The following is a 25,339-nucleotide window of genomic DNA, read 5'->3' as shown; positions in this document are numbered from 1 at the left end:
TCGCCTTCGGTACTCCCACCTCCGGCCGCCCGACCGTCGACCATGAGCAACTGTACCCTCTGTGACCTCGATACGCCGTCGCCCCCGATCACGGATCCGGACGTCGACGGCGAGTACTGCTGTCGGGGCTGTCTGGCGGTCGCTCGGACGGTCGATGACGTCGCCGCGGCCGACGCCGAGACGGCCAGCGCCCAGCTCCGCGAGGCAACCGACGCCGCCGACGATCTGGCGGGGTACGACGAGCAGTACCTCAGCGTTTCGGGGATGCACTGTTCGACCTGTGAGGCCTTCCTGGAGTCGACGGCCACATCTCACGAGGGCATCGGGGCGGTCAGCGCGAGCTACGCGACCGACACCCTCAAAATTCACTACGATCCCGACCAGCTGGCGGCCGACGAGCTGCCAGACCTCGTCTCGGGGTACGGCTACGAGGCCACCGAGCGCTCGGTCGAGGCCGACCGCGAGCTGGCGGGCGATATCGAGGTCGTGAAGTTCCTCGTCGGCGGCGGGCTGTTCGGGATGATGACGATGCTGTGGTACGTCCTGTTTCTCTATCCGACCTACTTCGACATCGAGCCGCTGGTCGACCTCGGCGGCTTCGACGGCCTCTATCTGTTCGCGCAGCTCTGGCTTTTGGCCTCGCTCGTGCTCTTTTATACGGGGTATCCGATCCTCCGCGGAGCCTACGTCAGCCTCCGGGCGGGACAACCCAACATGGACTTGCTGGTCTCAGTTGCGGCCCTCGGTTCCTACAGCTACAGCACACTGGCGATGGTGATGGGCCGGACCGACCTGTATTTCGACGTCACCGTCGCCATCATCCTCGTAGTGACGGTCGGCAACTACTACGAATCGACGATCAAGGGGCGGGCCTCCGATCTCCTCACGGACCTGACGACGATCCAGGTCGACGAAGCCCGCCGCCCCGATGGTTCGACGGTTCCCGTCTCAGCGATCGAGCCCGACGACGAGCTGCTGGTCCGACCGGGCGACCGGATTCCGGTCGACGGCGTCGTCGAGTCGGGCGTCGCGGCGGTCGACGAGGCATTGGTAACCGGGGAGTCGGTGCCGCGAACCAAGCGGCCGGGCGACGACGTACGGGGCGGGACGGTCGTCACCGACCAGCCGCTGACGATTCGGGCGGGCGAGGCGGCCGAAAGCACCCTCGACCGGATCGTCGAGCTACTGTGGGAGATTCAAAGCGGTTCGCCGGGCGTCCAGCGCTTCGCCGACAAACTGGCGACGATCTTCGTCCCGCTGGTGCTGACGGTGGGGGTGCTGGCCGCTGGCTGGACGCTCCTCTCGGGCGGCTCGCCGACCGCCGCCCTGTTGGTGGGGCTGACGGTCGTCATCGCCTCCTGTCCCTGCGCGCTGGGACTCGCGACGCCGCTGGCAGTTGCACAGGGAATCCAGACTGCTGCCAGCCGCGGGATGGTGGTGGCCTCCTCGGCAATCTTCGAGACGGCGGCCGACGTCGACGTGATCGCCCTCGACAAGACGGGGACGCTCACCAGCGGCGAGATGCAGGTGACTGAGGTGGCAGGCGACGATCCCAATGACCTGTTGTCGACTGCGGCTGCCCTTGAGCGCGCCTCGGCCCACCCCATCGCCGATGCTATTGTCGCCGCCGCTTCGACCACTGACGCCACGCCTGCGGCGAGCGAACACGCTACTGATGGCGGCGAACTCGTGTCGGCTACGGCGACTGAGACGATCGGCGGCGTCGACACGGTCGAGACTTTCGACACGGGGGTCCGCGGCCGGGTCGCAGGCCGCGAGGTAACCGTCGGCCACTCCTCGCTGTTCGAGGGGTGGGCCGACCCCGACGATTACCACACCGAGGCGGACCGACTGACAGAACAGGGGGATGTCGCGGTCGTGGTCGGTTGGGACGAGACGATCCAGGGCGTCATTGGCGTCGGCGACGAGCCGAAGGCCGACTGGAAGGCGGTTGTCGACTCGCTGGCTGACGGCGACCGAGAGATCGTCGTCCTCACCGGCGACGACTCTGCCGCCACCCGGCCCTTCGAGACCCACCCGGCGGTCGACCACGTTTTCGCGGGCGTGCCACCCGAAGCGAAGGCCGAGACGATCCGGCGGCTCCAGTCCCAGGGTCGTGTTGCGATGATCGGCGACGGGAGCAACGACGCCCCCGCGCTGGCGGCGGCTGATCTCGGGGTCGCACTGGCCACCGGGACAAAACTCGCCACCGACGCGGGCGATGTGATCGTCGTCGACGGCGACCTCTCGGCCGTGCCGAGAATGTTTACGATCGCCTCCAAGACCCGGAGCCGCATCCGGCAGAACCTCGCATGGGCCTTCTGTTATAATGGGGTCGCCATCCCGCTGGCGGCGACCGGCCTCTTAAATCCCTTATTTGCGGCGGTCGCCATGGGGGCCAGCAGCCTGCTTGTCGTGTTGAACTCGACGCTCCGGCCGCTGGATTAGCGTCCCGCCCGCGAGCGGATCGCCTCGCGGAGTTCCGCGGCGCTCTCGACGATGGCGTCGGCTGCCGAGAGGTCGGTGTCGTCGTTCGGCCCGCTGCGGTAGGCGATCACGGCCATCTCCGCGTTCTTCCCGGCCTCGATGCCGTTTTTCGAGTCCTCGATCACGAGACAGTCGCCCGGCTCGCGGTCGACCACTCCGGCGGCGTACTCGTAGATATCGGGGGCGGGCTTGCCGTCACCGTCGATATCCTCGGCGCTGATCGTTTCGTCTACGTCGACGTCGAACCGCTCGGTGACGATCTTGTGCCACGACGGCGGCGCGGAGGTGACGATCGCGACCGGTACGCCCGCCGCCCGGAGGTCCTCGACGAGGTCGTGGAAGCCATCCAGGAGCCCCACGCGCTCGCTGTAGATCTCCCGGGCCGTCTCGTCGAAGATCTCGATATACTCCGCCTTACTGATTTTCGTCTCGTAGTGCGCATCGAGATGGTCGTAGATCTCCCGGTAGTTCATCCCGGTCGTCTCGTCGAGATCCGGATGCTCGCCGGCGAGCGTCGCCGGGAAAATGTGGTCGGGCTGTTCGGTCCGCCAGTAGCGCTCGGAGTCGACGATGACGCCGTCCATATCGAACAGGACTGCCCGGCTGCGGTCGGCACTGTCTGCCATACTGTCCCGTCGACCGCCGTGAGTGAACTACCTTGGGGTCACGTCCGACGGAAGCGAGATGATCGTCGATTTATAAAAGGGGCCGTGGTCGACTCGACGCTCCGGCTGATCGACCGAGCCGCTATCCGGCCCGCGAGAGGATCGCCTCGTGTAGCTCTTCGGAGTCCTCGGCGACAACATCGGCAGCCGAGAGATCGGTATCCGAATTGTGTTCGGCGCGGTAGCCGACGACGACGGCTCCCGCCCGTTCGGCTGACTCGATACCGTTTTTCGAGTCTTCGGCGACGAGACAGTTTTCAGGTGCGTGGCCGACGATCTCGGCGGCCTTCTCGTAAATATCCGGTGCCGGTTTGCCGTCGGCGTCGAGGTTTTCCGCGGTGATGATCTCGTCGACGTCGATATCGAAGCGATCGATCACGATATCGTGCCACGACGACGGCGAGGAGGTGACGATGGCGACCGGGATATCACGGTCGGCCAACTCCTCGCGGGTCTCGTGAAAGCCGTCGAGCAGTTCGACGCGATTGTGGTAGATGTCCATGGCCACCTCGTCGAAGAGGTCGACGAACTCCTCCTTGCTAATTGTCGTTTCGTACTCCTCGTCGAGGTAGTCGTAGATCTCCTTGTAGTACATCCCGGTCGTCTCTTCGAGCTCCGGCTGTTCGCCCTCCAGGGTCTGTGGAAAGATGTGTTCGGGCTGTTCGTCGTGCCAGTAGCGTTCGGAGTCGACGATGACGCCGTCCATGTCGAACAGTACGGCCGTGATTTCGGCTCCGTCGTCAGCCATACGGCCCAGTCCACGGCTTCGCCTAAAGAATCTCGCACGTACATTTAGAACTGAAAAAGCGGTTACACGGCTTATGTCCCCGCAAACCCGGATACTCGCCGGTGACTGTACCGTTCGCTTCGAAGGCACCCGTGACCGCATCCAGCGCGGCCATGTGGTGATTCTCGTCAAACCCGATCGCACCGTGTTGGTCCACGATGCCGACGGTTACCAGCCAGTTGCGTGGCTCACCCGCCCCGACGACGTGACGATCGAACACGACGGCGCGGCCTTCAGCCTCCGGGCCCACGCCGACAGCCAGGAGCTCCTGGTGACCTCAAACGACGCCAGCGGCTTCGAATCCTTCGCGGTCTCCGAGGCCGGGGTCCCGGTCGGGACCTGCCCCGACTGTGCTGGGCCGCTCGTCCGAGTCCGCGGGAAGATCTCATGTCTCGACTGCGAGGAGACCTATGGCCTGCCCGCCGGGGCAACGGTCCTCGACCGCGACTGCGAGGACTGCGGCCTTCCGCAGATGTGCGTCAACCGCGGCGAGTCGTTCGAGCTGTGTGTCGACTACGCCTGTGAGTCGCTGTCGGCGGCGGTCCGCGAGCGGTTCGACGAGGAGTGGACCTGCCCCGACTGTGGCTCGCCGCTCCGCGTCCGGAGCCCCGACGGCCGGATCTTCCTCGGCTGTGACGACTATCCCGACTGTGAGACCTCGTTTTCCTTTCCCTCGGGGGTCGTGGTCGACGACTGCGAGTGTGGCCTCCCGCGGTTCCGGACGGCCTCCGGCGAGCGGTGTCTGGACGGCGGCTGTGAGGCCACGCCGGAGTCCGAATCAGCGTCGCTGTGAGTCTCCCAGTTAGGCTTGCCGTTCGCTGATCTCCTCGGCGATCCGACCGTTCGGCTCTCGGAGGTGCCCCGACTCGACTTCGTACACATAGCCCGAAACCGTCACGTCATCCGGAATAAACTCGGACTGACGAAGGTACTCGACCTGAGCGGCACAGGCCTCGTCGATGTCGTCGGTCATCTTCACCCAGTCCAGGAGATCGGCATCGCCGATGGACAGCTCCGGAAGTGACGGATCGAGAGTGGCCGAATCGAGGTCGCCGACTTGTGCCTCCAACCCCTCGCGGACGTCCTCGTTGGCGGCGCTCATCATCCCGCAGTCGGTGTGGTTGATAACGATGATCTCGTCGGTATCGAAGAAGTTCGTCGTCAGCGCCGCCGAGCGGATCACGTCGTCGGTGACTTTCCCGCCGGCGTTCCGGAATATCTGGGCGTCGCCGAGTTCGAGTCCGAGTGCCTTCTCGACCGGAATCCGTTCGTCCATGCAGGCGATGACGAGCAGGTTCTCCCCGGTCGGGATTCCCTTCCGCCGCCGACGGGCCCAGTCGTCCCGCTCGGCTACTGTCGTGTCGACTTGTTCGTGATGGTGGTCGGTTGAATCAGTCATCACCACAAATAGTCTCCCGGCTGGCTAACTGATTCCGCAAGGGTACGTACTTGCCGCTGTCTGTGACTGACACACACGCCGCGGCAGTGTCGGGGTGGTGTTCTGGACTGTCGCGTTTCGTCCTCAGGGTTTGACCAGCACTTTGATCGCCTCGCGGTTATCCATCGCCGCATACCCCTCCGGCACGCCGTCGAGATCGACCGTTTTCGTGAAGATCGGCGAGGGATCGAGCGTCCCCTGGAGCACGTCGGCCAGTAGCTCCTCGGCGTAGGCTCGGACCGGCGCAACGCCGCCGTTGAGCGTGATATTGCCCCGAAAGAAGGGTTCGAGATCCAGTCCCTCGCCCATCCCGTGGGGAACGCCGACGTAGCCGACGGTGCCGCCGGGGCGGGCGACCCCGTGGGCGGTCTCCATCGACGACGTCGCGCCCACGCATTCCAGGACGTGATTCACGCCGCCGTTGGTCAACTCCTGGACCGTCTTGATCGCTGCCTCGCCGCGCTCGCTGACGAGGTGGGTCGCGCCGAACTCCGCGGCAATGTCGAGCCGATCCTCGTGGTGGCCGATAGCGATGATGCGCTCGGCGCCGAGCCGTCTGGCCGCCAAGACGCCACAGAGGCCGACCGCGCCGTCGCCGACGACCGCGCAGGTGGAGCCAGCCTCAACGCCCGCGCCGACGGCGGCGTGGTGGCCGGTCGCCATCACGTCCGTCAGCGGGAGGATCGACCGCAGGGTGTCCTCGTCGTCGGCGTGGCGATCCGGCACGCGGATGAGAGTGCCGTCGGCCTCGGGACACCGGACGTACTCGCCCTGTGCGCCGCCGTTGGCCCCGCTCCAGCTGTCGCTGTTCACACAGGAGGTGTGCAGTCCCTTCCGGCAGAACTCACAGCGGCCGCAGCTGATCAAGAACGGGGCGAAGACGCGGTCGCCCGGCTCGACCGAAACGACATCCTCGCCGACTTCCTCGACGATCCCCATCGGCTCGTGGCCGACGCGGGAGGGGACATCGCGGTCGTTCTCGCCGCGGTAGAACCAGAGGTCCGAGCCGCAGACGGCGGTATGAGTGACCCGGATGATCGCTCCCTTGGGGGAGTCGAGGGTAGGTTCGTCGACCGATTCGATGCGGATGTCGCCCGGGCCGTGGTATCTCGCTGCGCGCATACCGGATGAGGGTGCCGATAGTGGAAAAAGCCATCCGTCGGCCGCCTTAGCCGGTCGACTCTGCTGCTGCCGGTGAGTATGGCCCCGCGTACAGCGAGCAGAGAATCAGTATCACGCCGCCCGCCGTCGAGACGCTCTGGATCAACAGCCCGACCATGAGGGTCTCGGAAAACAGGTAGCCGACGGTGCCGCCCGCCGCACCGCCGATAATACAGCCGAACCCGACGGCGGCGAGCCCCAGTGGGCCGGTCTGTGTTCTGCGGAACGCTCGGCGAGCGAGGAGTGCGATGATTCCGCCTGCAACCGTCGTCACGGTGTTCGCCAGTACGATCATCGATATGTAGTGGTTCATGCTGATCACCGTCGGGGTGCCGCTCCCTCCGTACGTGATCATTTTCCGTGACTGTCTTGGCTTTAGACCAGTTTCCCACTGGCTGAAAATCGGTTCGGCGGGTTGGCCGCCTCGCTCACAGCCACTCTTCGGACCACGCGCTGATCTCGTCGAACACCGGGCACAGCGACTCGCCCTTCTCGGTCAGCGAGTAGTAGGTCGCGATCGGGCTATCCTCCTCGTACCGTCGGGCGACATAATTGGTCTCCTGGAGGTCGTCCAACACCCGCGAGAGCGTCCGGGAGTTCGCGCCGGTCGAGCGTTTGAGCTCGTTGAATCGCTTTTCGCCGTCCTGGAGATCGTAGAGGACCGCCAGCCGCCACTGGGAACCGATCTCTTCGAGCGACTCGATCACCGGACACGGGGAGTTGTCGTCGACGATCGCCTTGGTCTGCTGTTCTGCCATACCACAGTGTACGACTCAGCGAATATAGTGGTTCGTATTGTAACGTGGTTGCATACCGTTACTACGATGCTCCAAACGGACGAACCGCAGTTCCTTTTGCCCAGCCACACCCCGAACGGGTATGAACGGACAGCTCCGGGATGGCGTCGTCGAAATCGCTGGCAACGCCCGCCAGCAGTTCTACGACGCCCGCGGCTACGGCACGCCCGACGGTGGTAACTCGATCCGCGTCTCACGGGTCGAGGCTGCCCATCTCCTCTTCCGCGGTGATCTCGACTACATCGTCGATGGTGGCTCACACTTCGATTTCGAGGCCTTTTTCCTCGACTCCGCCTCGGCAGTCGACCGCTTCGCCCTCCGATTCCTCGTCTACGCCGAACTCCGTGACCGGGGATTCTATCTCTCGCCCGCCCGCGAGGGGTGGCCCGGCGAGGACGACAGCGAGTGGACTGATCTCACGGTCTACCCTCGCGGCACCAAACCCGGCGACGGCAAGCCTGCCCATCGGATCGTCGTGGTCGGCGAGCGCGCGTCGGTTCCCGCCGCCGAACTGGGTGGGGTGACGCTGGCAGTCGTCGACGAGGAAAGCGAAATCTCGTATTTCGAGACCAGCCAGCCGGAGTTCGATGGCGGCACTACCTACCAGCCACCCGACTCGCTGGCTGGCTCGCTGATCGACGACCGGGTCGTCGTCTGGGATTCCCCCGACGGCTTTTTTGACCACGGTTTTTACGGCCAGCCATTGACTGCCCGCGAGGCGATCGTCGACTCCGCGGTCCAACTCTCTCTCGTGGAGGCCGCCGGGCTCGCTGCCGAGGGACACCTCGATTTGAAAGACGTCGGTGGTCCCGCAGTCGAGGCAATTCGCGAGCGCGGTCGGGCCGTCGAGGGCGAGCGGTTCGACCGCAGGCTGACGGTTTACCGTGCGCTCCGGAGCCAGCAGGTCGTCCCGAAAACGGGGTTCAAGTTCGGTGCTGACTTCCGGACGTACAATACGGTCGAGTCGGTCGAGGACCTGCCGCACTCGGAGTGTCTCGTTCGGGTCGTCGAGGCCGACCACGCCTTCGACCCACGGGAGCTATCGCTGGACGTCCGGCTCGCCGGTGGGGTCCGGAAACGAATGGTTTTTGCGCTGACCGGAGCCAACGAGGAGGTAGAGTGGCTCACCGTGAGCCGACTGACACCATGACCGACGACGATACACCACGGACCGACGATGGTGGCACAGGACGCGGAGCCGAGCCGCTGGCCGACGGCGGCGTCGACGAGACCACCATCGACCCCTGGGGATCGTCGACGGTCGCCGACTACCGGAAGCTGTTCGAGGAGTTCGGCATCGAGGAGTTCGACGAGATTCTTCCCAACGTGCCCAACCCCCACTACCTGATGCGTCGCGGGGTCATCTTCGGCCACCGCGACTACGGCCCGGTCGCCGAGGCGCTGGCCAACGACGAACCTGCCGCGGTACTGTCGGGCTTTATGCCGACGGGCGACCCGCATATCGGCCACAAGCTCGTCTTCGACGAGATAATCTGGCACCAACAGCAGGGCGCGGATGCCTACGGTCTGATCGCCGACCTCGAAGCCCACTCGGCCCGCGGGATGAGCTGGGACGAGATCGACGAACACGCCGAGAGCTACCTCCTGAGCTTGCTTGCCCTCGGCTTCGACGCCGAGGAGGGGACCCTGTATCGACAGTCCCAGAACCGGGAGCTCCAGGACCTCGCGTTCGAACTCGGTTCGAAAGCCCGGTTCGCGGAGTTCGCCTCGATCTACGGCTTCGACGGCGAGACCAACGTCGGCCATATGCAGAGCGTCGCCACCCAGATGGCCGATATGCTCTACCCGCAGTTGGTCGACGAACCCAAACCGACGGTTATCCCGGTCGGCCCCGACCAGGACCCCCACGTCCGGCTGGCACGAGACCTCTCGGTTCGGATGCGGTTTTTCAAGGTCACCGAAGCCTACGCCAGCTTCGAGACCGACGCCGCCGAAGGCGAGTTGATCCGGCAGGCCTACGACGCGCTGGCGGCCGACCTCGACGATGACGAAATGGTCCGCTGTGAGGATGCCGCCGATTGGCTGGACGACCACGAGGTCGACGCTGAACTCACGGCGGCTTGCGCCTCGGCGGTCGACAAGCTCTCGGAGGCCGGGATGGAGCCGGTCCGCCCCCGCGTTCGGTTCTTCCACCGCCATGGGCCCGACGAGGCCTTCGAGGCGATGATTGAGAGTATAAATGGCGAAAAGCGGGTCTACGAGGGCCACATCGACGCCTTCGGGATGGATCTCGACGAGGCCGAGGAGTTAGCCCGTGAGGTCGAGGTCGACAACGGCGGTTACGGCTTCATCCAGCCCTCCTCGATCTACCACCGGTTTATGACCGGGCTGACCGGCGGCAAAATGTCGTCGTCGATTCCGGCGAGCCATATCAGTCTCCTGGACGACCCCGAGGAGGGCTACGACAAGGTCAAATCCGCGACCACCGGGGGCCGCGAAACCGCCGAACTCCAGCGCGAGTTGGGCGGCGAGGCCGACGACTGCCCGGTCTACGAGCTATATGCCTACCTGCTGGCCAACGATGACGACGGGCTCGCCGAGGAGGTCTACGAGGAATGTGTCGGCGGCGAGCGGCTCTGCGGTGACTGCAAGGAGCAGGCCGCCGTGCTCATGAAGGAGTTCCTGAAGAACCACCAGGAGAAACGCGAGGAAGCGAAGGAACTGCTCGACGATCTGGATATCGATCTCGACTCGAACCGCCGGGGGCCGGGCGGGTCGGAGTAGTCGGTCGCTACAACGCGACACTCACCACGTCAGCCACACGTCGCCTTTGACTGTCTGTCGCCGTTCGATCAGGCCGACCTGCGCCATCTTCTGGAGCCGGGTTCGGCTGGTCGACAGACTCGCTTCGACCTCCGAAGCGATTTTTTTGGTTGACAAGGCTTTGTGCTCTTCGAGGAGGTGGAGGATCGTCTCGTCCGGAAGCTCGTCTGCGGGGTGTGCCTCCTTATCACGGTCGACAGTCACGAGTATACAGGATCAATTATGGTTGTTAATACTACCGATTGGTCGCCTCTCGGCAGCCGGGCGACCGTCGGCTCGGCGGTCCCACCGCAACCGCTAACCGCCGCCGCGACAGTCTCTCGGCCACCGATTTCGTTATGGCTACCGAGAAAGCGGCGATGCTGAACGGCAAGCTGTACGACCCGACCGATCCCGAACTCGTCGAGGATCGCCAGCGCGCACGCGACCTCACGCGACGCTACAACCGCACCGCTGCCGACGAGGCCGACCGTCGCCGGGAGCTCCTGGATACCCTTCTCGGCTCACGCGGCGAGTGTTTCATCGAGCCGCCGTTCCGGTGTGACTACGGCTACAACATTCACGTCGGCGACGAGGTGGCGGTCAACTTCGAGTGTGTTATCCTGGATGTCTGTCGCGTCGAGATCGGCGACGACTGTCTGATCGGGCCGGGTGTCCACATATATACGGCGACGCATCCGATCGACCCCGAAGAGCGAGCAACCGGCTTGGAGTACGGCAACCCCGTCGAAATCGGCGATAACGTCTGGATCGGCGGCCACGCGACGATCAATCCCGGCGTGACTGTCGGCGACGACGCGGTGATCGGCTCCGGTGCGGTCGTCACCGACGACGTTCCGGAGGGGGTCGTCGTCGGAGGCAACCCGGCAACGATTATAAAAGAAGTCGACGCGGCCGACTGACTTCGAGTTCGGTTACAACCCCTCGCTATCGGCCCCGAACACACGCTCCTCGACGTTAAAATCGTTATAAAAGGCGTACACCCAGAGTCCGACCAACAGCCCGCCGACGAGCACGCGGACCAACTGGAGTCGAACCGACACGGCCAGCGACTGATCGAGTGTGAGGGTGTCGACGACCACGACCGACGGCAGGTGAAAGCCGCCGGTCGGCGTCCCATAGAGGCTCCCGAGGGCGATCGCACCACCGAGGTGGAGGCCGATCGGAAGCCCCAACCGACCCGTGAACACGTAGGCGGCGGCGTAATAGAGCCCGAGGAGTGCCGCCGGGACGGCGATGCTGGGCCCGCGAACCACCCCGCTGATGAGCAGCTCGAAGCCGCCGTAGCAGACCGTACTGGCGGCGACCCCGATCCCGACTGCCTGCCGTGGGTCCGCCCGGTCCCCGACTGCCTCGACGACGTTCGTGATGACGACTCGCCGAAAGAGGAGCTCCTGGAAGACCACTGTCGCCACCAGCGAGCCAACCAGTCCGACGAGCACGACCGCGCCGAGGGCGACCGAGTCGACGCCCACGCCGCTCGGCTCGACGGTCATCGTCGTCTCGCCCGCTGTGATCGGCACGGCAACCATACACACTGCCGCGACGAGGCCGATCACGAGGCCGCCGCCGAAATCCAGGAGCCACGGTTTCGAGGGGACCAAATCCCCGATCGAGGTCGGTCGGCGATCCAGACGCGATACGATTGTGAGCACAGCAACGAGGCCCCCAATCGGGGCGGCGAGCTGGCCGCCGAGTAACAGTGCTGAGGTCGCGGTGTCGACTGGGGACTGCACTTCGAATCCGACCGGGACCCACGCCGCGGCCGAGACACCGAGATACAGTGTCATACCGACGACGAGCGGGACGATCACCCGCCATGTCGGACGCACGCGGTCGGTGTCGGGCAGATACCAGACATGTTCGCTGACGCTGCGGGGAGACTGCTCGTCGGCTGGAGGGCCGTCCATACTGTCATTTTTGTCTACCTATTGAAAAATTTACAGAAACTCCACGACCGAGTCTTCGAGTTGTACTCGCTTCTCGTCTTCGCAAACGCTAACTGTCGACCCGTCTCATTCCCTCCAACAAGCGATGCGACTCCCGGACTCACAACTCGCGGTGTTAGAAGCCGCCAGCGCGACAGACCCGACCGCCGTCGACCGGCTGGCCGACGAGACCGACCTCGACCCCGCCGCCGTCACTCGCGCGGCCTTCGACCTCCGCGACGAAGGCCTCGTGACCGTCGACGAAACAACCGACACCAGCGCCGAGCTCACCGAGGAGGCCCACGAGTATCTCGACGACGGCCTCCCCGAAGTGCGCCTTTATAAGGCTGCCATCGAGGCCGGAGCCGACGACAAGCCCGTCTCGATGGGCCAGCTCATCGGGGCCTCGGGCCTCGGCGGCCCACAGGTCGACATCGCGCTCTCCAATTTTGCGCGCAAGGGCTACGGCTCGATCGACTCCGGCGAGGTGACTGCCGACCCGGATGCTGATCCCGACAGCGATCCCGAGGCTTCCGCACTCGAAACGCTCGCGGCAGGCGAGCCGGTCGACGACACCGATCTCCTGGACCAGCTCGAACGCCGCGAGTTGGTCGAGCAAAGCGAACGCACCGTTCGGAAGGTCACACTCACCGAGAAGGCCGTCACTGCGCTGATGGAGGGGATCGAGGCCGCGGAGACGGTCGACCGCCTTACCCCCGAGATGCTCACCAGTGGCGACTGGCAGGACGTGGAGTTCGCCGAGTACAACGTCGCAGCCGACGCGCCGAGCGTCGAGGGTGGCCGCAAACACATCCTCCGGCAGACCGCCGACCGCGTGAAGGACGTGCTGGTCGGGATGGGGTTCGACGAGATGGAAGGTCCCCACGCCGACGCCGACTTCTGGATCAACGATTGCTTGTTCATGCCGCAAGATCACCCCGCGCGCACGCATTGGGATCGGTTCGCCCTCGACGTGCCGCCGATCCAGGAGCTCCCCGACCAACTCGTCGATCGCGTCGAGTCGGCCCACCGCGAGGGCGTCGGCGAGGACGGCGAGGGGTATCATTCACCCTGGAGCCGCGACTTCGCCGAAGCCGTCGCCCTCCGGGGCCACACGACTTCCTTATCAATGCGGTATCTATCGGGCTTCGCTGGCGCGGACATCGAGCCGCCACAGCGGTACTTCTCGGTCGAGAAAGTCTACCGCAACGACACGCTTGACCCGACCCACTTGCTTGAGTTCTTCCAGATCGAGGGCTGGGTGATGGCCGAGGACCTCTCGGTCCGTGACCTGATGGGGACCTTCGAGGAGTTTTATAACCAGTTCGGAATCACCGATATCCAGTTCAAACCCCACTACAACCCCTACACGGAGCCGTCCTTCGAGCTCTTTGGGACGCATCCAACCACGGGCGAGCTCGTCGAGATCGGGAACTCGGGGATGTTCCGGCCCGAAGTGCTCGAACCGCTTGGGATCGAGTGTGACGTGATGGCATGGGGGCTCGCCCTCGAACGCCTGCTCATGTTGATGTATGGCTTCGAAGACATTCGGGACGTCCACGGGACGCTGTGTGATCTCGAACTGCTGCGGGAAACCGAGGTGGTCTACTAATGCCTGTTGTCGACGTTGACCCTGACGAACTCCGCGAGTTGACTGCCCACGACGAAAAGAGCGACGACGAACTGAAAGACGACCTGTTCAACCTCGGGCTCGAATACGAAGGCGAGACCGAGGAGGGCATGATGCAGCTCGAATTCGCGCCCGACCGCCTCGACCGCCTCTCTGTCGAGGGGGTCGCCCGGTCGCTCCGCTACCAGTACGGCGACGACCGCGGGCTGTACGTCCCCGACACCAACGACGCCGACTGGACGTTCCACGTCGACGAAAGCGTCCCCGACGAGCGCCCCTACGTCACCGGTGCGATCGTCCGCGACGTGAACCTCTCCGAGGATGCACTGGATTCGCTGATTCAACTGCAAGAAAAGCTCCACGCGACGATGGGTCGCAAACGCGCGAAGGCCGCCATCGGGATTCACGACCTGACGATGGTGAAGGGCCAGGCCTACGACGCCGACGAGGGTGGCCCCTCGATCACCTATCGAGGTGTCGACCCCGAGGGTGACAGCTTCGTCCCCCTCGACGCCGACGAGGAGATGACGCCCGCCGAAGTGCTCGACCGCCATGAGACCGGCACGACGTACGCCGACCTCCTGGATGGCTTCGATCGGTATCCGGCGATCTACGACCAACTCGGGCTGTTTTCGTTCCCGCCGGTGATCAACGGCCGCCGCACGGAAGTCGAAGCCGAATCACGGGATCTGTTGATCGAACTCACCGGCACCGACCAGTGGACGATCGACCACATCTGCAACGTCATCTGCTATGCGCTCTCCGCACGCGGCGGCACCATCGAGGACGTCGACATCGAGTACGACGACGCCAAGGGGGCCGACGACGAATACGGCCCGAATCTGGTCCGCCCGGACTTCTCGGTTCGCACCAAACACCTGAGTCACGATCGTATCGAGACCGTTCTGGGCGTCGACCTCGACCAGCATACTGTCCTGGATCTCTTCGAACGATCGGGCCTCTCGGCGTCGGTCGATGACTCGGCCGATGCCGACGGAACGGTCTACGAGGTCGAAATCCCGCCCTACCGGGTCGACGTGCTCCATCCGATGGACTTGATCGACGATCTGGGCCGGGCCTACGGCTTCAACGAATTGGAGCCGCGGTATCCCGACGTGGGGACGGTGGGCGGTCGACACGAGCGCACCCGCCTCGAAGACGCTGCCCGCGCGAGCCTCGTCGGCCTCGGCTTCGAGGACCTGCTGAACTTCCATATAATTTCGGGCGAGGCCAACTACGACCGACTCGGCATCGAGCCCGGTACTGACGTTGTTGGCGCGGGCGACCCCGTCGAGATCACCGGTCCCTACAGTGAGGACTACACCCAACTCCGGAGTTGGGTGCTGCCGTCGTTGTTGCTGGTCCTCGAAAACAACACCCATCGAGCCTATCCCCAGGAGCTAGCGGAGATCGGGCTGGCTGCCGAGGTAGACGAGTCCGAAAACACCAATGTCGCCGAGTGGCGGTCGATCGGTGCAGTCATCGCCCGCCACGACGCGACCTACGAGGACGCCAAGGCGCGGCTGGCCGCGCTCTGTGCGGACTTCGATGCGACCCTCGAAACGCCCGCCACCGAGCATCCGTCCTTTATAAATGGACGAGTCGCCGACGTGGTCGTCGACGGGGACACAGTGGGTGTGATCGGCGAGATCCATCCACAGGTCTTGGTCAACCATGACCTGGAACTGCCGGTTGCGGCGTTCGAACTCCGCCTCGACGCGCTTCAGTAGAACAGCTCCGACCGATTGCGATTTCGGTCGTATTTTTTATGGGTTGTAACTCGATTTGACTCTCCCAACGATTTATTTTTCCACACGACACCAGTGCCGGGTATGTTGTCTCGTCGTCATGCGACGATCAGCAGCCTCGGTCTCATCGCGGTGACTGCCGCCGCTGGGGTGGCCGTCTGGCCCCGCCTGCCAGCCGAAATGGTGATCCACTTCTCGCTGGCTTGGGAGCCGAATACCTACGTTTCGAAACCTCTTGCCGTGTTTTTGCTTCCGGCGATCATGCTGTTGACGCTGGCTGTGCTTCGAGGTGGGTTTCGGGTCGACCCGCCTGAGGACCCCCACGTGGCCTCGGTAACCACACTCAGCACCATGGGGCTCCTTGCGGCGCTTCATATCCTCGTGCTCGCGTGGAACCTCGGCTATCCGATCCCCTCCGATCTCGTGACTCTCGGCATCCTGCTGTGGGCCGTCGCCCTCGTCGGCTACGTGATCGTTCGCGAGCGGGGCAGCTCGATTTCGTAGCACACAGCTGTCGACACATCCAAACCAGTCGCCCCTCGTTATTATTTAAATGCCGCAGACGGGAAAGATACCACGGGAGTTCTTCCACTCACAGATCGCCCCACGGCTCGGAGCCGACCGCTCGGACGTGCGGATCGGCCCGAAACACGGTGTCGATTTCGGCGTGATCGACGTCGACGGCACCGCACTCGCAGTCGCCACTGATCCCGTCTCGATCCTCCCCGACCTCGGCTTCGAGCGCGCGGGGCGCTTCGCGGTCCGGATCGTTCTCGCAGACGTGGCGGTCTCGGGTCTCTCGCCCTCACATCTCGCTATCAGTTTCTCTCTCCCGCCGGAACTGACCGACGACGAGTTCGCCACCGTCTGGGGAGCGATCCACGACGAGTGTACCGACCTCGGCGTCGATATCGTCACCGGCCACACCGCCCGCTATGAGGGCTGTTCGTTCCCGTGGGTCGGCGGTGCGACGGCGATGGCAGTCGGCGACCACGACGAGATCATCCGACCGGACGGCTCGCGGCCGGGCGACGACCTCGTGCTCACGACCGGCCCGGCGGTCGAAGCCGCCTCCTTGTTCGCCTCGCTGTTTCCCGAGCAGATCGACTGCGAGCAGAGTGTTGTCGACCGTGTTGCGGTCCGCCTCGACGATCTCGATGGGGTTCGGGACGCGCTCGCGGCGGCCGACGCCAGCGGCGTGACCGCGGTCCACGACGTAACCGAAGGCGGCCTGCTCGGTGCGCTCCACGAGATGGCTGCCGGTGCAGGCGTCCAGTTTTCGGTCGGCTCCGAGCACGTCCCGACCGATCCCGATGTCCTGCGGCTCTGTGATGCTCTCGGGATGGAGCCGTGGACCGCGACCAGCTCCGGCTCGCTGCTTGTCGCGGTCGATTCCGCGTCCACTGACGCGGTGCTGAGCAGGCTCCGCGGTCGTGGGACGACCGCGGCTGTGATCGGTGGAGTCGAGGCGGGCTCCGGCGTCATCCGCGACGGCGAGCGGACTCGCCCGCCTGCGGGTGACTCCTCGTGGCCGGTGTATGAGGCGTTGCTTGAGGCCGATTCCTGATCAGCTCGCCGGTGGCTGCCTCTCGGCAGTCGAGTCCGTTTCACCGTCGACTGCCGACTCGACGACATCCGGCAGGGTCACCGTCACCGTCGTTCCGTCCTCGCCAGTGTCGAACGAGACGCTGCCGCCGAGGGCGGTGCTCGCCCATGTGACCAGCCACAGCCCGATCCCGCTGCCGTGTTCGAGATCCGTCTCTTCGCCCTCGTCGATCACATCCAGTTCGTGTGCCGGAATCCCCGGCCCGTTGTCACGGATATCGAACCTCGCGCTGTGGCAGTCGACGACCACGTCGACCGTCACTGCCGGTTTGTTCGTTTCGCTGTGTTCGAGTCCGTTTTCGATGAGGTTGGCGAACAGGCTGCGGAGCAGTTGGGGGTTCGTCTCGATGGCGAGATCGGTCGGAACGCGGTTGTCGACTGTCCCGCCGTGGTCCTCCGTGAGGCTCGTGGCGATATCGTCGACCAGTGGCGCGATTTCCACGGGCTCGGTCCCCAGCTCGTCGGCGTTGAGTGTCCGCTCGACCGACCGGGCCTTCTCTCCGAGTTCGAGCACGCCCTCGACGTTTCTCGCGGCGACACCCAACATGTCTTTCACCTGCTCGCTGTCGGTCCGTTCGCGGACGATATCGAGGTAGCCGCTGGCGACGTTGAGGTCGTTCCGAAGGTTGTGCCGGAGCACACGGTTGAGAACCGCTAGTCGTTGTTCCCGCTGCCGTTCGGTCGTGATGTCCTGGAGCGTCACCGTATGGCCCACAGGATTCCCACCCGAATCCGAAATCTCCGACAGCGAGACCGCATACTCCCGTTGTCGTCGCTCGCCGCGCCGCTGCATCCGCTGGCCGGTGGCCGAGAGATCGATTTCGGGGCAGATGCTGTCGAGCGGCGCACCCAGCAGAGTCCGCTTGTCGTGGTCGAATATCTCTGCGGCCGTCTCGTTGAGGTTGATGATCTGTGCGTCGTCGTCGACGATCACCACGCCGATGCCGAGATCGTCAATGGCGGTCTGGTCGCCCGCCCGTCGGGCCGCAGGCGTGAGTTCGAACATGTTCCGGCGGAAGAAGGCATACATATCCAGGCCGAGGTGGACCGGAAACAACAGGGGCGCGAGGTTGAGCTCCGGAACCGGTCCGATCTGAACGGCCCAGAGGACGATTCCTGCGAAAACCGGAATCGGCGAGACGGCGATCGCAAGCGTTTGGTACCGATACAACGGGCCGTAGCTTGCGAACGCGTCGGCCAACAGCACGATCCCGGCGGTCGTGATCATCCCGGTTATCAGGAGGATCGCGAACAGCAACGGCTCGTTTGTCACCGCAACGCCAGCAACCCCGGCGACCGGCTCGATGCTGTACTCGCTCCAGACGAGCCCGTGGATCGGATTCGTCGCCACGAGTGCCGTCGTAAACAGTTGAAAACCGACGAGCCCCCGCATTAGCGGCGACTCGACTGCCTGCGTGCGACCCGTGTACTCGAAAGCGAACGCCAGAAAGAAGACGGCACTCCCGTTGAGCCCGAGCCAGATCGGGATCTCGAAGGCGAACCGCAGCGTCGGTTCGAACACCAGCAGCGCGAGGCCGTAGGAGACCGTCCAGAGGGTGACACAGCCGATAACGCCCATAAAGTAATTCGCCCCCTTCTCGTCCCGATAGGGCCAGAGATACCGCAGAAAGAAGATCGAAATCACTCCGGCGACGAACGAGCCGACCGCGGGCCACGGAACGGATACTGCCACTGCGATCCGGTTTCATGCACGCTTAAATAAAGGCCGTGGGCGGAGTATCAGCGCTGATAGCGGCCGTTCGATCCACTGGGCGATTCCCGAGCCGATTAACATTAGTCCCCCCGGCGTCTTTCGCCGACTAATGCCCGATGGAGAGTACGATCCGGACGCTGTCGAGCCGAAATGGCAACAGCAGTGGGTCGACGACGAAACGTATGCGTATCCCGAGGCCTCGACCGATCCGAACACCACCTTTTCTATCGATACCCCACCGCCGACAGTATCAGGAAACCTCCACTGGGGCCACGTCTATGGGACGATCCTCCAGGACATCGTCGCTCGCTTCGAGCGCATGCAGGGCAACGATGTCTTCTATCCGTTCGGCTACGACGACAACGGGATCGCCTCCGAGCGCCTGACCGAGTCGGAACTCGATATCCGCCACCAGGACTTCGAGCGCTACGAGTTCCAACAGAAGTGCCGCGAAGTCTGTGCGGAGTACGAGGAGGGCTTTACCGAGAAGATGCAGGCGATGGGGATCTCCATCGACTGGAACAACACCTACCAGACGATCTCCCCCGAGGTCCAGCGTGTCTCCCAGCTCTCCTTTATCGATCTCTACGAGCAGGGCCGCGAGTACCGCCAGAAGGCTCCCGCGATCTGGTGTCCGGAGTGCGAAACGGCGATCTCACAGGTCGAAACCGAGGATCTCGAAGAGGATTCCTACTTCAACGACATCGCCTTCGAACTCGTCGAGAGCGGTGGTGAGCCGACCGGCGATGCCGTCCACGATGACGACTACGAGTACGAGACCGCAACCGAGCCGGGCGACGACATCGTCATCTCGACGACCCGACCCGAACTCATCCCCGCGTGTGTCTCGATGTTCGTCCACCCAGAGGACGACCGCAACGCCCACCTCGTCGGCGGCACTGCGAAAGTGCCCGTCTTCGGCCACGAGGTCCCGATCTACGAGGACGACCGCGTCGACATGGAGAAAGGAACGGGCGTCGTGATGTGCTGTACCTTCGGCGACCAGACCGACATCGAGTGGTACCAGGCCCACGATCTCGATCTCCGGGTTGCCATCGACGAGTCGGGGACAATGACCGATCTCGCGGGCGACTACGAGGGGATGAGCACCCACGAGGCCCGCGAGGCTATCGTCGAGGATATCGACGCCGCGGGCCAACTCCGGGACCGCCGCGACATCCAACACGTCGTCCAGGTCCACGAGCGCGACGACGTCCCTGTCGAGTACCGTGTCACCGAGCAGTGGTACGTCGACGTCCTCGACAAACGGGAGGAGTACCTCGAAGCCGGGCGGGAGATGGAGTGGTTCCCCGAGAAGATGTTTACCCGCTACCAACATTGGATCGATGGGCTCGAATGGGACTGGTGTATCTCCCGCCAGCGCTCCTCGGGCATCCCGTTCCCGGTCTGGTACTGTGCGGACTGCGACCACGAGGTCATGGCCGACAAGGCTGACCTCCCTGTGGACCCCCTCTCGGACGAGCCGCCAGTAGAGACCTGTCCCGAGTGCGGCCACGACGAGTTCGTCCCCGAACAGGACGTCTTCGACACGTGGGCGACCTCCTCGCTGACGCCCCTTATCAATGCGGGCTGGGACTGGGACGAGGAGAATGACGAGTTCACGATGGAACGCCCCGAGATCTACCCGATGGATCTCCGGCCGCAGGGCCACGACATCATTTCCTTTTGGTTGTTCCACACCATCATCAAGTGCTACGAACACACCGGTGAGGTGCCGTTCGATGCGACGATGATCAACGGGATGGTGCTCGACGAAAACCGCGAGAAGATGTCCAAATCGAAGGGCAACGTCGTCGACCCCGACGCCGTCTTAGAGGAGTACCCGGTCGACGCCGCCCGCTTTTGGGCTGCCGGAAGCGCTATCGGCGACGATCTGCCCTACCAGGAGAAGGGCCTGCGCGCGGGCGAGAAACTGATTCGGAAACTCTGGAACGCCTCGAAGCTCGTCGAGTCACTCGCGCCTGAAGTGGTCGACCGGCCCGACGAGCTGGCAGGGATCGACCGCTGGCTGTTGGCCGAACTCGACGCGACGATCGAGCGGACTGCCGACTACCTCGAAAACCGCGAGTTCTCGAAGGCCCGCGACGACCTGCGGACGTTCTTCTGGGGGACCTTCTGTGACGACTACCTCGAAATCGCCAAACAGCGACTCGACGACGGTGGTGACCAGTCGGCGGCTTACACGCTGCGCATCGCGCACAAACGGTTCCTCAAACTGTTCGCCCCGCAGCTGGCCCACGTCTCCGAGGAACTGTACCGGGATATGTACGACAGCGAGACAAGCATTCACCACACCGACTGGCCCGACCCTCTCGGAATCGAGGCCGACCGCGAGGGTGGCACCGCCGCGATGGCGGTCGTCTCGGCGCTCCGGAAGTACAAAAGCGACCGCCAGCTCCCGCTCAACGCCGAACTCGGCAGTGTGGACGTCTACGGCCCCATCGAGGACTTCGTTGAGGACATCCGCGGCGTGATGCACGTCGAGGATCTCACGGTCCTGGATTCCGAACCCGAGATCGAATCCGTCATTACGGAGATCAAACTCGACTACTCGAAAGTCGGCCCGGAGTACGGCTCCCAGGTGCCGGATCTCGAAGCCGGGATCGACTCCGGCGAGTACGAACTGGTAGCGGACGAACTCCACGTTGCGGGCGAAAAACTCGGTGCTGACCTCTTCGAGGTCCACCGGGAACGCCAGTACGTCGGCGAGGGCGAGATGCTGGAGGCTGGCGACGCGATCGTGATCGTCTCCGACGTGTAGGCTCGCGGCTCCGGCAGCAGTTTTTTATTGGCAGTTTTACACGTGTATGGGTATGGGAGTCTACACGTGGGACGACCCGGCGCAAATCGACGAGTTCGAGAGCGGTGGCCAGCGGCGTGTGCTGGGGTATACCGACCGGATGATGCTGGTTCATTACTCACTGAATGCGGGCGATGAAGGGGAACTCCATAGCCACGCTGACACCGTTCAGGCGAGCTACGTCATCGATGGACAGCTCGAACTTCGCGGCGAGTACGACACGACTGTCGGCCCCGGTGATTCGTACGTCATTCCACCGGGAACCGTCCACAGCGTCTACGCCAAAACATCATGCGACGTGCTCGATGCGTTTTCACCGCCGTTAGATGCATACAAACCGGAGTAACGTCGGTCTCGTTGCTCGATTTCGACGCCGACCGATTTGCTGTCTACGGTCCTCATCGCGTCTCTGGTTCGAACGTGGTGGTCGTCTCCGCGCGATAGGTCGCAGGACCGTCCGGCGCAGTGAGTTCCAGTTCGAGGTCGATCGCGATCTGTTCGACCGGGGCGGTGTTCGGGTCGACGAAGGTGTTGATAAACACCGTTTCGTCGGTGACATCCGGTGCGTCCGACAGTGCGATCCGTGCCGACCCCTCACCATCGACCCGTCCGTACGTCAGATTCGGCCACACCGCTCCGGTTGGGGAGGCGAGGTAGATGTCGGCGGGTTCGCCGGTCGGCGGTGCGCGGAGGTCGAACCGGAACGACTCCAGTGTCGTCGACTCGTCGTACTCGATGAACATCCCGAACCCGAACCGGTCGTCCAGTGACTGCGGGAACGATCCCTGATTGAACCCGACAACGCGGACTTCCTCGCTGTCGTGCCGGTAGACGAGGTACGTCTCGTTTTGCTGGCCGTCGTCCTGCCGTTCGGTTTCGGCTTCGAGTTCTACGGTCCGGCCAGTATTGGCCGCACACCCAGCAGTCGTGATCCCGACCGGTATCGCGGTCGTCGCGAGGAACTGCCGTCTGTTCATACCATCACTCCCGATCTGTTTTAAAAATAGATTGTGGAGGCTCAAACGCGGGTTTCGATTCGAACACGCTCGGCGTCGACCGTATCGTGACACTGCCGCTGCCGGCTATTGCAGGTCGACGCCGACGGCCTCTTCGATGGAGTCGAATCCGTCTCGGTCCAGGAGCTCCAGGAGCCCTCGATTAATATCGCGTGCGAGCGCTGGTCCCTCGAAGACGAGGCCGGTGTAGAGCTGGACGATACTCGCACCCGCGCGGATCTTCTCGTATGCCCCTTCGGCATCGCTGATCCCGCCGACGCCAATGATGGGTGTGTCGGTCCGTTCGGCGATAAACCGAATGAGGTCGGTCGCCTCGCCCTCGATCGGTTTCCCCGAGAGGCCTCCCGTTTCGGCCTTGTTCGGGTTCTGCAGCGAGTCGGGCCGGCTCGTCGTCGTGTTGGTCGCAATGACGCCGTCGAGGCCGAGGTCCTCGACGACCGCCAGCGCGTCTTCGATCGCCGGTCGGGCGAGGTCCGGCGAGAGTTTGACCAGCAGGGGTCGCGCTCCGGCGTCTTTCAGCGTGCCGAGGATCGCTTCGAGCGAGTCGCGGTCCTGGAGCGAGCGGAGGCCGGGCGTGTTGGGACTCGAGACGTTGACCGCGAAGTAGTCGCCCGCCTCGGCCACGCGCTCGTAGGTATACAGGTAGTCGTCGGCTGCCGCTTCGAGCGGTGTCGACTTCGATTTGCCGATGTTGACACCGAGCGGCACGTCGGGCTGGGGTTCGCTATCGAGCCGTCGGCCGATCCGGTCGGCTCCCTCGTTGTTGAATCCCATCCGATTGATAAGCGCGCCGTCTTCGGGGAGTCGGAACATCCGTGGCTTGGGGTTGCCCGGCTGCCGCTCGGCGGTGACGCCGCCGATCTCGACGTGGCCGAAGCCGAGGGCTTCCAGGACGCGTGGGATTTCGGCGTTCTTGTCGAACCCTGCGGCAACGCCGACCGGGTTCGGGAAGTCGAGCCCGAAGACAGTGGTCGCTAGCCGTGGGTTAGCGACTGTATACTGTCGGCGCAGGAGGTCGACGATCGGTGTTCGCTGTACTGCTCGAAGGGCAGTATGCACCGTTCGATGGGCCGTTTCCGGCGGGAGGGAGAACAAAACCGGCTTTGCGAGACTGTAAGGACGCATTATGTGGTGTGAGCGATTCCACCGCAATCAACTTCCCGAAGCGTCGAGCGGGAGGGCTAAAAGTCGTGTTCGACGTCGTCGGGGTCCGCTTTCTGGATGATTATCTTCCCGTCACGCACGCGGACGAACACTTCATCACCGATACTCATACCAGCAACTGCGAGTTCGTCTTCGTGTAGGTTGACGTGAACGTTGTGGTACTCGCCGTCGTCGTCTTTCGCACCACTCGGGCTGAGCTTTTTTTTGCGAACCATCGCGGGTGTCTGTCTCCACTTCGCCACACCGACTACATAAGTGTTGTTTACCGATTCTCACGCCTCGGGACCGCGCGGTACTCCGTTTGCCGTCCGAACCATCCGTTGTCACCGATAAACTACCACCCAACCGGCGGACGGGAGTACGATACTATTTAAATGTTTGGCTGAAAAGTACTCATTTCCCCGATATATTTATATTAGACCATGTACTCGGTTGCCATGGTGAGTAAAACCATGGTACGAGAAGATGGTAAGCGCAATTTCGCACTCCGCGACGATGATGGCGCAGAAGAAAGTGTGTTTTCCGGAAACACGCCCCGACAGGCTGCACTGAAGGCGGCCCGTCGCCTCGAACCAGCTCCGTCGGAGGACGACGCCGACCGTGTCGACCTCGAACTCCGCGAGAAGGGCACCGACAAGGTCCATATCTATGAGGGGTGGGCCTGGCACGAGACGGCTCCGGACAACAAGCCCGACTGGATGCCAGAGGAGATCACGGAGGCCAACGTCTCCAAGCAGGGTATCGAGCATCTCGAGGAGTGACGACCGGTCGACCGGGCTGACTATTTTCGTGGCGTCTCGTGGCTCCGATACTGTTTAGTCTCTTCTGCTATGAGTCCCATCTGCGCGGCTATTCACCCGACGGGACCGGCTGTGAAAGCAAGGGATGACCGTTCGATCTCCTGCCGCGTTACATTCTACGCACGTAGCCGCGTGTGTCGACTGTTTTTCCACTGAGTCGCTTCCACTTGCTATCCTGTTGTTTGAGTACGGTATGTATACTGCCCCACACGGCATGAAACCGCATGACGTGGCGGCTTTCCTTCGACGGGGTTAAGTATCAACCCGGCATTCGATGTAATGCGAAGGTCGCACGGGGCACTCCCGGACGACACCCGCCGTCGGAATCGCCCGACGGCGGCCATCCCAAGACGATGCCCTTATATGTGCGAGGGCATTCGGATGGAATGCAACAGACAACACACGGGACTGCCCGACCGTTCAACTCGGTCGGCACTCGTGGAGCAGATCAACGCCGTTCGACTCACACCGAGTCGAGTTCGACGGGTTTATACCCGTCAGTCGCGTTCGATCTAATCCGAAGAAATGGGGATCCCGCCCCTGCGGTACGCCGTACAGATGGGATCCGACGTTAGCCTTGGTAGTTCGGTGTCACCCGATCGCTCGGTGGACGCCGAACTCGGACCATGCAATGAGACACATTTTGGTGACCAATCCATCTCTGATGGATTGTTCCCGCCACCCCCTCATCTCTGATGGGGGAACATTCCGGTTGATCCTGCCGGAGGACATTGCTATTGGGATTCGATTTAGCCATGCTAGTCGCACGAGTTTAGACTCGTGGCAGATAGCTC

At 63.5% G+C, this 25,339-nt stretch carries 24 protein-coding genes and 1 rRNA gene; 13 read left to right on the top strand and 12 right to left on the bottom strand.

Annotated features, from left to right (window positions below):
• Positions 1-42 precede the first annotated feature (42 nt).
• Positions 43-2,448 carry a heavy metal translocating P-type ATPase gene (locus tag NO877_RS15640; protein ID WP_256397283.1) on the top strand — a complete coding sequence of 802 codons (2,406 nt, stop codon included), beginning with the start codon at positions 43-45 and terminating at the stop codon, positions 2,446-2,448.
• Here the strand turns inward: NO877_RS15640 and NO877_RS15635 are convergent.
• Both NO877_RS15635 and NO877_RS15630 read right to left on the bottom strand, forming a co-directional pair.
• Complete coding sequence (locus tag NO877_RS15635; protein ID WP_256397282.1) at positions 2,445-3,113, bottom strand: HAD family hydrolase; 669 nt, start codon at positions 3,111-3,113, stop codon at positions 2,445-2,447. The two genes, NO877_RS15640 and NO877_RS15635, sit on opposite strands and share 4 nt — an antisense overlap.
• Before the next feature lie 121 nt (positions 3,114-3,234).
• Positions 3,235-3,900 (bottom strand): HAD family hydrolase, encoded by a 666-nt coding sequence (locus tag NO877_RS15630; RefSeq protein WP_256397281.1) that lies wholly within the window; start codon positions 3,898-3,900, stop codon positions 3,235-3,237.
• A gap of 73 nt (positions 3,901-3,973) precedes the next feature.
• On the opposite strand from NO877_RS15630, the gene NO877_RS15625 reads away from it, so the two are divergent.
• Positions 3,974-4,732: a topoisomerase DNA-binding C4 zinc finger domain-containing protein gene (locus NO877_RS15625; protein ID WP_256397280.1), complete on the top strand. Its 759-nt coding sequence runs from the start codon at positions 3,974-3,976 to the stop codon at positions 4,730-4,732.
• 9 nt (positions 4,733-4,741) lie between these two features.
• Here the strand turns inward: NO877_RS15625 and NO877_RS15620 are convergent, their stop codons facing one another.
• The 4 genes from NO877_RS15620 to NO877_RS15605 form a co-directional block, all read right to left on the bottom strand.
• Entirely contained in the window at positions 4,742-5,338 is a 597-nt protein-coding gene (locus tag NO877_RS15620) for a beta-class carbonic anhydrase (RefSeq protein WP_256397279.1), read from the bottom strand.
• Between the two features lie 123 nt (positions 5,339-5,461).
• Positions 5,462-6,499, bottom strand: coding sequence for a zinc-dependent alcohol dehydrogenase family protein (locus NO877_RS15615; RefSeq protein WP_256397278.1), 1,038 nt, complete (start codon positions 6,497-6,499; stop codon positions 5,462-5,464).
• Between the two features lie 46 nt (positions 6,500-6,545).
• A complete protein-coding gene (locus NO877_RS15610) occupies positions 6,546-6,851 on the bottom strand; it encodes a DUF7521 family protein (RefSeq protein ID WP_256397277.1) in 306 nt (101 codons plus the stop codon).
• Positions 6,852-6,966: 115 nt separating this feature from the next.
• Positions 6,967-7,296 carry a winged helix-turn-helix transcriptional regulator gene (locus NO877_RS15605; RefSeq protein ID WP_256397276.1) on the bottom strand — a complete coding sequence of 110 codons (330 nt, stop codon included), beginning with the start codon at positions 7,294-7,296 and terminating at the stop codon, positions 6,967-6,969.
• 121 nt (positions 7,297-7,417) lie between these two features.
• Here NO877_RS15605 and endA point away from each other — a divergent pair, with 121 nt between their 5' ends.
• Positions 7,418-8,485, top strand: a complete 1,068-nt coding sequence (endA, locus tag NO877_RS15600) for a tRNA-intron lyase (protein ID WP_256397275.1) — start codon at positions 7,418-7,420, stop codon at positions 8,483-8,485.
• Positions 8,482-10,080: a tryptophan--tRNA ligase gene (locus NO877_RS15595; protein WP_256397274.1), complete on the top strand. Its 1,599-nt coding sequence runs from the start codon at positions 8,482-8,484 to the stop codon at positions 10,078-10,080. Before endA ends, NO877_RS15595 begins: the two co-directional genes overlap by 4 nt.
• A 21-nt stretch (positions 10,081-10,101) precedes the next feature.
• Here the strand turns inward: NO877_RS15595 and NO877_RS15590 are convergent, their stop codons facing one another.
• Positions 10,102-10,323 carry a MarR family transcriptional regulator gene (locus NO877_RS15590; RefSeq protein WP_256397273.1) on the bottom strand — a complete coding sequence of 74 codons (222 nt, stop codon included), beginning with the start codon at positions 10,321-10,323 and terminating at the stop codon, positions 10,102-10,104.
• 134 nt (positions 10,324-10,457) lie between these two features.
• Here NO877_RS15590 and NO877_RS15585 point away from each other — a divergent pair, with 134 nt between their 5' ends.
• The gene (locus NO877_RS15585; RefSeq protein ID WP_256397272.1) at positions 10,458-11,021 is read left to right on the top strand and encodes a sugar O-acetyltransferase; all 564 of its coding nucleotides are present in this window, start codon (positions 10,458-10,460) and stop codon (positions 11,019-11,021) included.
• A gap of 12 nt (positions 11,022-11,033) precedes the next feature.
• On the opposite strand, the gene NO877_RS15580 is transcribed toward NO877_RS15585, so the two are convergent.
• Positions 11,034-12,029: a CPBP family intramembrane glutamic endopeptidase gene (locus tag NO877_RS15580; RefSeq protein ID WP_256397271.1), complete on the bottom strand. Its 996-nt coding sequence runs from the start codon at positions 12,027-12,029 to the stop codon at positions 11,034-11,036.
• Between the two features lie 124 nt (positions 12,030-12,153).
• On the opposite strand from NO877_RS15580, the gene pheS reads away from it, so the two are divergent.
• From pheS to NO877_RS15560, 4 genes are all read left to right on the top strand, one after another.
• Entirely contained in the window at positions 12,154-13,659 is a 1,506-nt protein-coding gene (pheS, locus tag NO877_RS15575; protein WP_256397270.1) for a phenylalanine--tRNA ligase subunit alpha, read from the top strand.
• Positions 13,659-15,407, top strand: a complete 1,749-nt coding sequence (gene pheT, locus NO877_RS15570) for a phenylalanine--tRNA ligase subunit beta (protein WP_256397269.1) — start codon at positions 13,659-13,661, stop codon at positions 15,405-15,407. The genes pheS and pheT overlap by 1 nt, the downstream gene beginning before the upstream one ends.
• A 102-nt stretch (positions 15,408-15,509) precedes the next feature.
• On the top strand, positions 15,510-15,929 hold the full coding sequence (locus tag NO877_RS15565) for a DUF1648 domain-containing protein (protein ID WP_256397268.1): 420 nt from the start codon (positions 15,510-15,512) through the stop codon (positions 15,927-15,929).
• A 49-nt stretch (positions 15,930-15,978) separates the two neighbouring features.
• Positions 15,979-16,992 carry an AIR synthase family protein gene (locus NO877_RS15560; protein ID WP_256397267.1) on the top strand — a complete coding sequence of 338 codons (1,014 nt, stop codon included), beginning with the start codon at positions 15,979-15,981 and terminating at the stop codon, positions 16,990-16,992.
• Here the strand turns inward: NO877_RS15560 and NO877_RS19825 are convergent, their stop codons facing one another.
• The gene (locus tag NO877_RS19825) at positions 16,993-18,723 is read right to left on the bottom strand and encodes a sensor histidine kinase (RefSeq protein WP_256397266.1); all 1,731 of its coding nucleotides are present in this window, start codon (positions 18,721-18,723) and stop codon (positions 16,993-16,995) included.
• Between the two features lie 130 nt (positions 18,724-18,853).
• Between NO877_RS19825 and NO877_RS15550 the strand changes: the two genes are divergently transcribed.
• On the top strand, positions 18,854-21,526 hold the full coding sequence (locus tag NO877_RS15550; RefSeq protein WP_256397265.1) for a valine--tRNA ligase: 2,673 nt from the start codon (positions 18,854-18,856) through the stop codon (positions 21,524-21,526).
• 52 nt (positions 21,527-21,578) lie between these two features.
• On the top strand, positions 21,579-21,911 hold the full coding sequence (locus tag NO877_RS15545) for a cupin domain-containing protein (RefSeq protein WP_256397264.1): 333 nt from the start codon (positions 21,579-21,581) through the stop codon (positions 21,909-21,911).
• A 52-nt stretch (positions 21,912-21,963) separates the two neighbouring features.
• On the opposite strand, the gene NO877_RS15540 is transcribed toward NO877_RS15545, so the two are convergent.
• The 3 genes from NO877_RS15540 to NO877_RS15530 form a co-directional block, all read right to left on the bottom strand.
• On the bottom strand, positions 21,964-22,542 hold the full coding sequence (locus NO877_RS15540; protein WP_256397263.1) for a DUF8121 family protein: 579 nt from the start codon (positions 22,540-22,542) through the stop codon (positions 21,964-21,966).
• A 105-nt stretch (positions 22,543-22,647) separates the two neighbouring features.
• Positions 22,648-23,706 (bottom strand): quinone-dependent dihydroorotate dehydrogenase, encoded by a 1,059-nt coding sequence (locus NO877_RS15535; protein WP_256397262.1) that lies wholly within the window; start codon positions 23,704-23,706, stop codon positions 22,648-22,650.
• 56 nt (positions 23,707-23,762) lie between these two features.
• On the bottom strand, positions 23,763-23,960 hold the full coding sequence (locus NO877_RS15530) for a hypothetical protein (RefSeq protein ID WP_256397540.1): 198 nt from the start codon (positions 23,958-23,960) through the stop codon (positions 23,763-23,765).
• A gap of 237 nt (positions 23,961-24,197) precedes the next feature.
• On the opposite strand from NO877_RS15530, the gene NO877_RS15525 reads away from it, so the two are divergent.
• Positions 24,198-24,506 (top strand): non-histone chromosomal MC1 family protein, encoded by a 309-nt coding sequence (locus tag NO877_RS15525; protein ID WP_256397261.1) that lies wholly within the window; start codon positions 24,198-24,200, stop codon positions 24,504-24,506.
• Between the two features lie 744 nt (positions 24,507-25,250).
• Positions 25,251-25,339, top strand: a 16S ribosomal RNA gene (locus tag NO877_RS15520); the annotation flags it as partial.

It is taken from the genome of Halohasta litorea, from assembly GCF_024494645.1.
In the GTDB taxonomy this organism is placed as follows: domain Archaea; phylum Halobacteriota; class Halobacteria; order Halobacteriales; family Haloferacaceae; genus Halohasta; species Halohasta litorea.
This window is presented reverse-complemented; position numbering and strand designations above follow the sequence as displayed.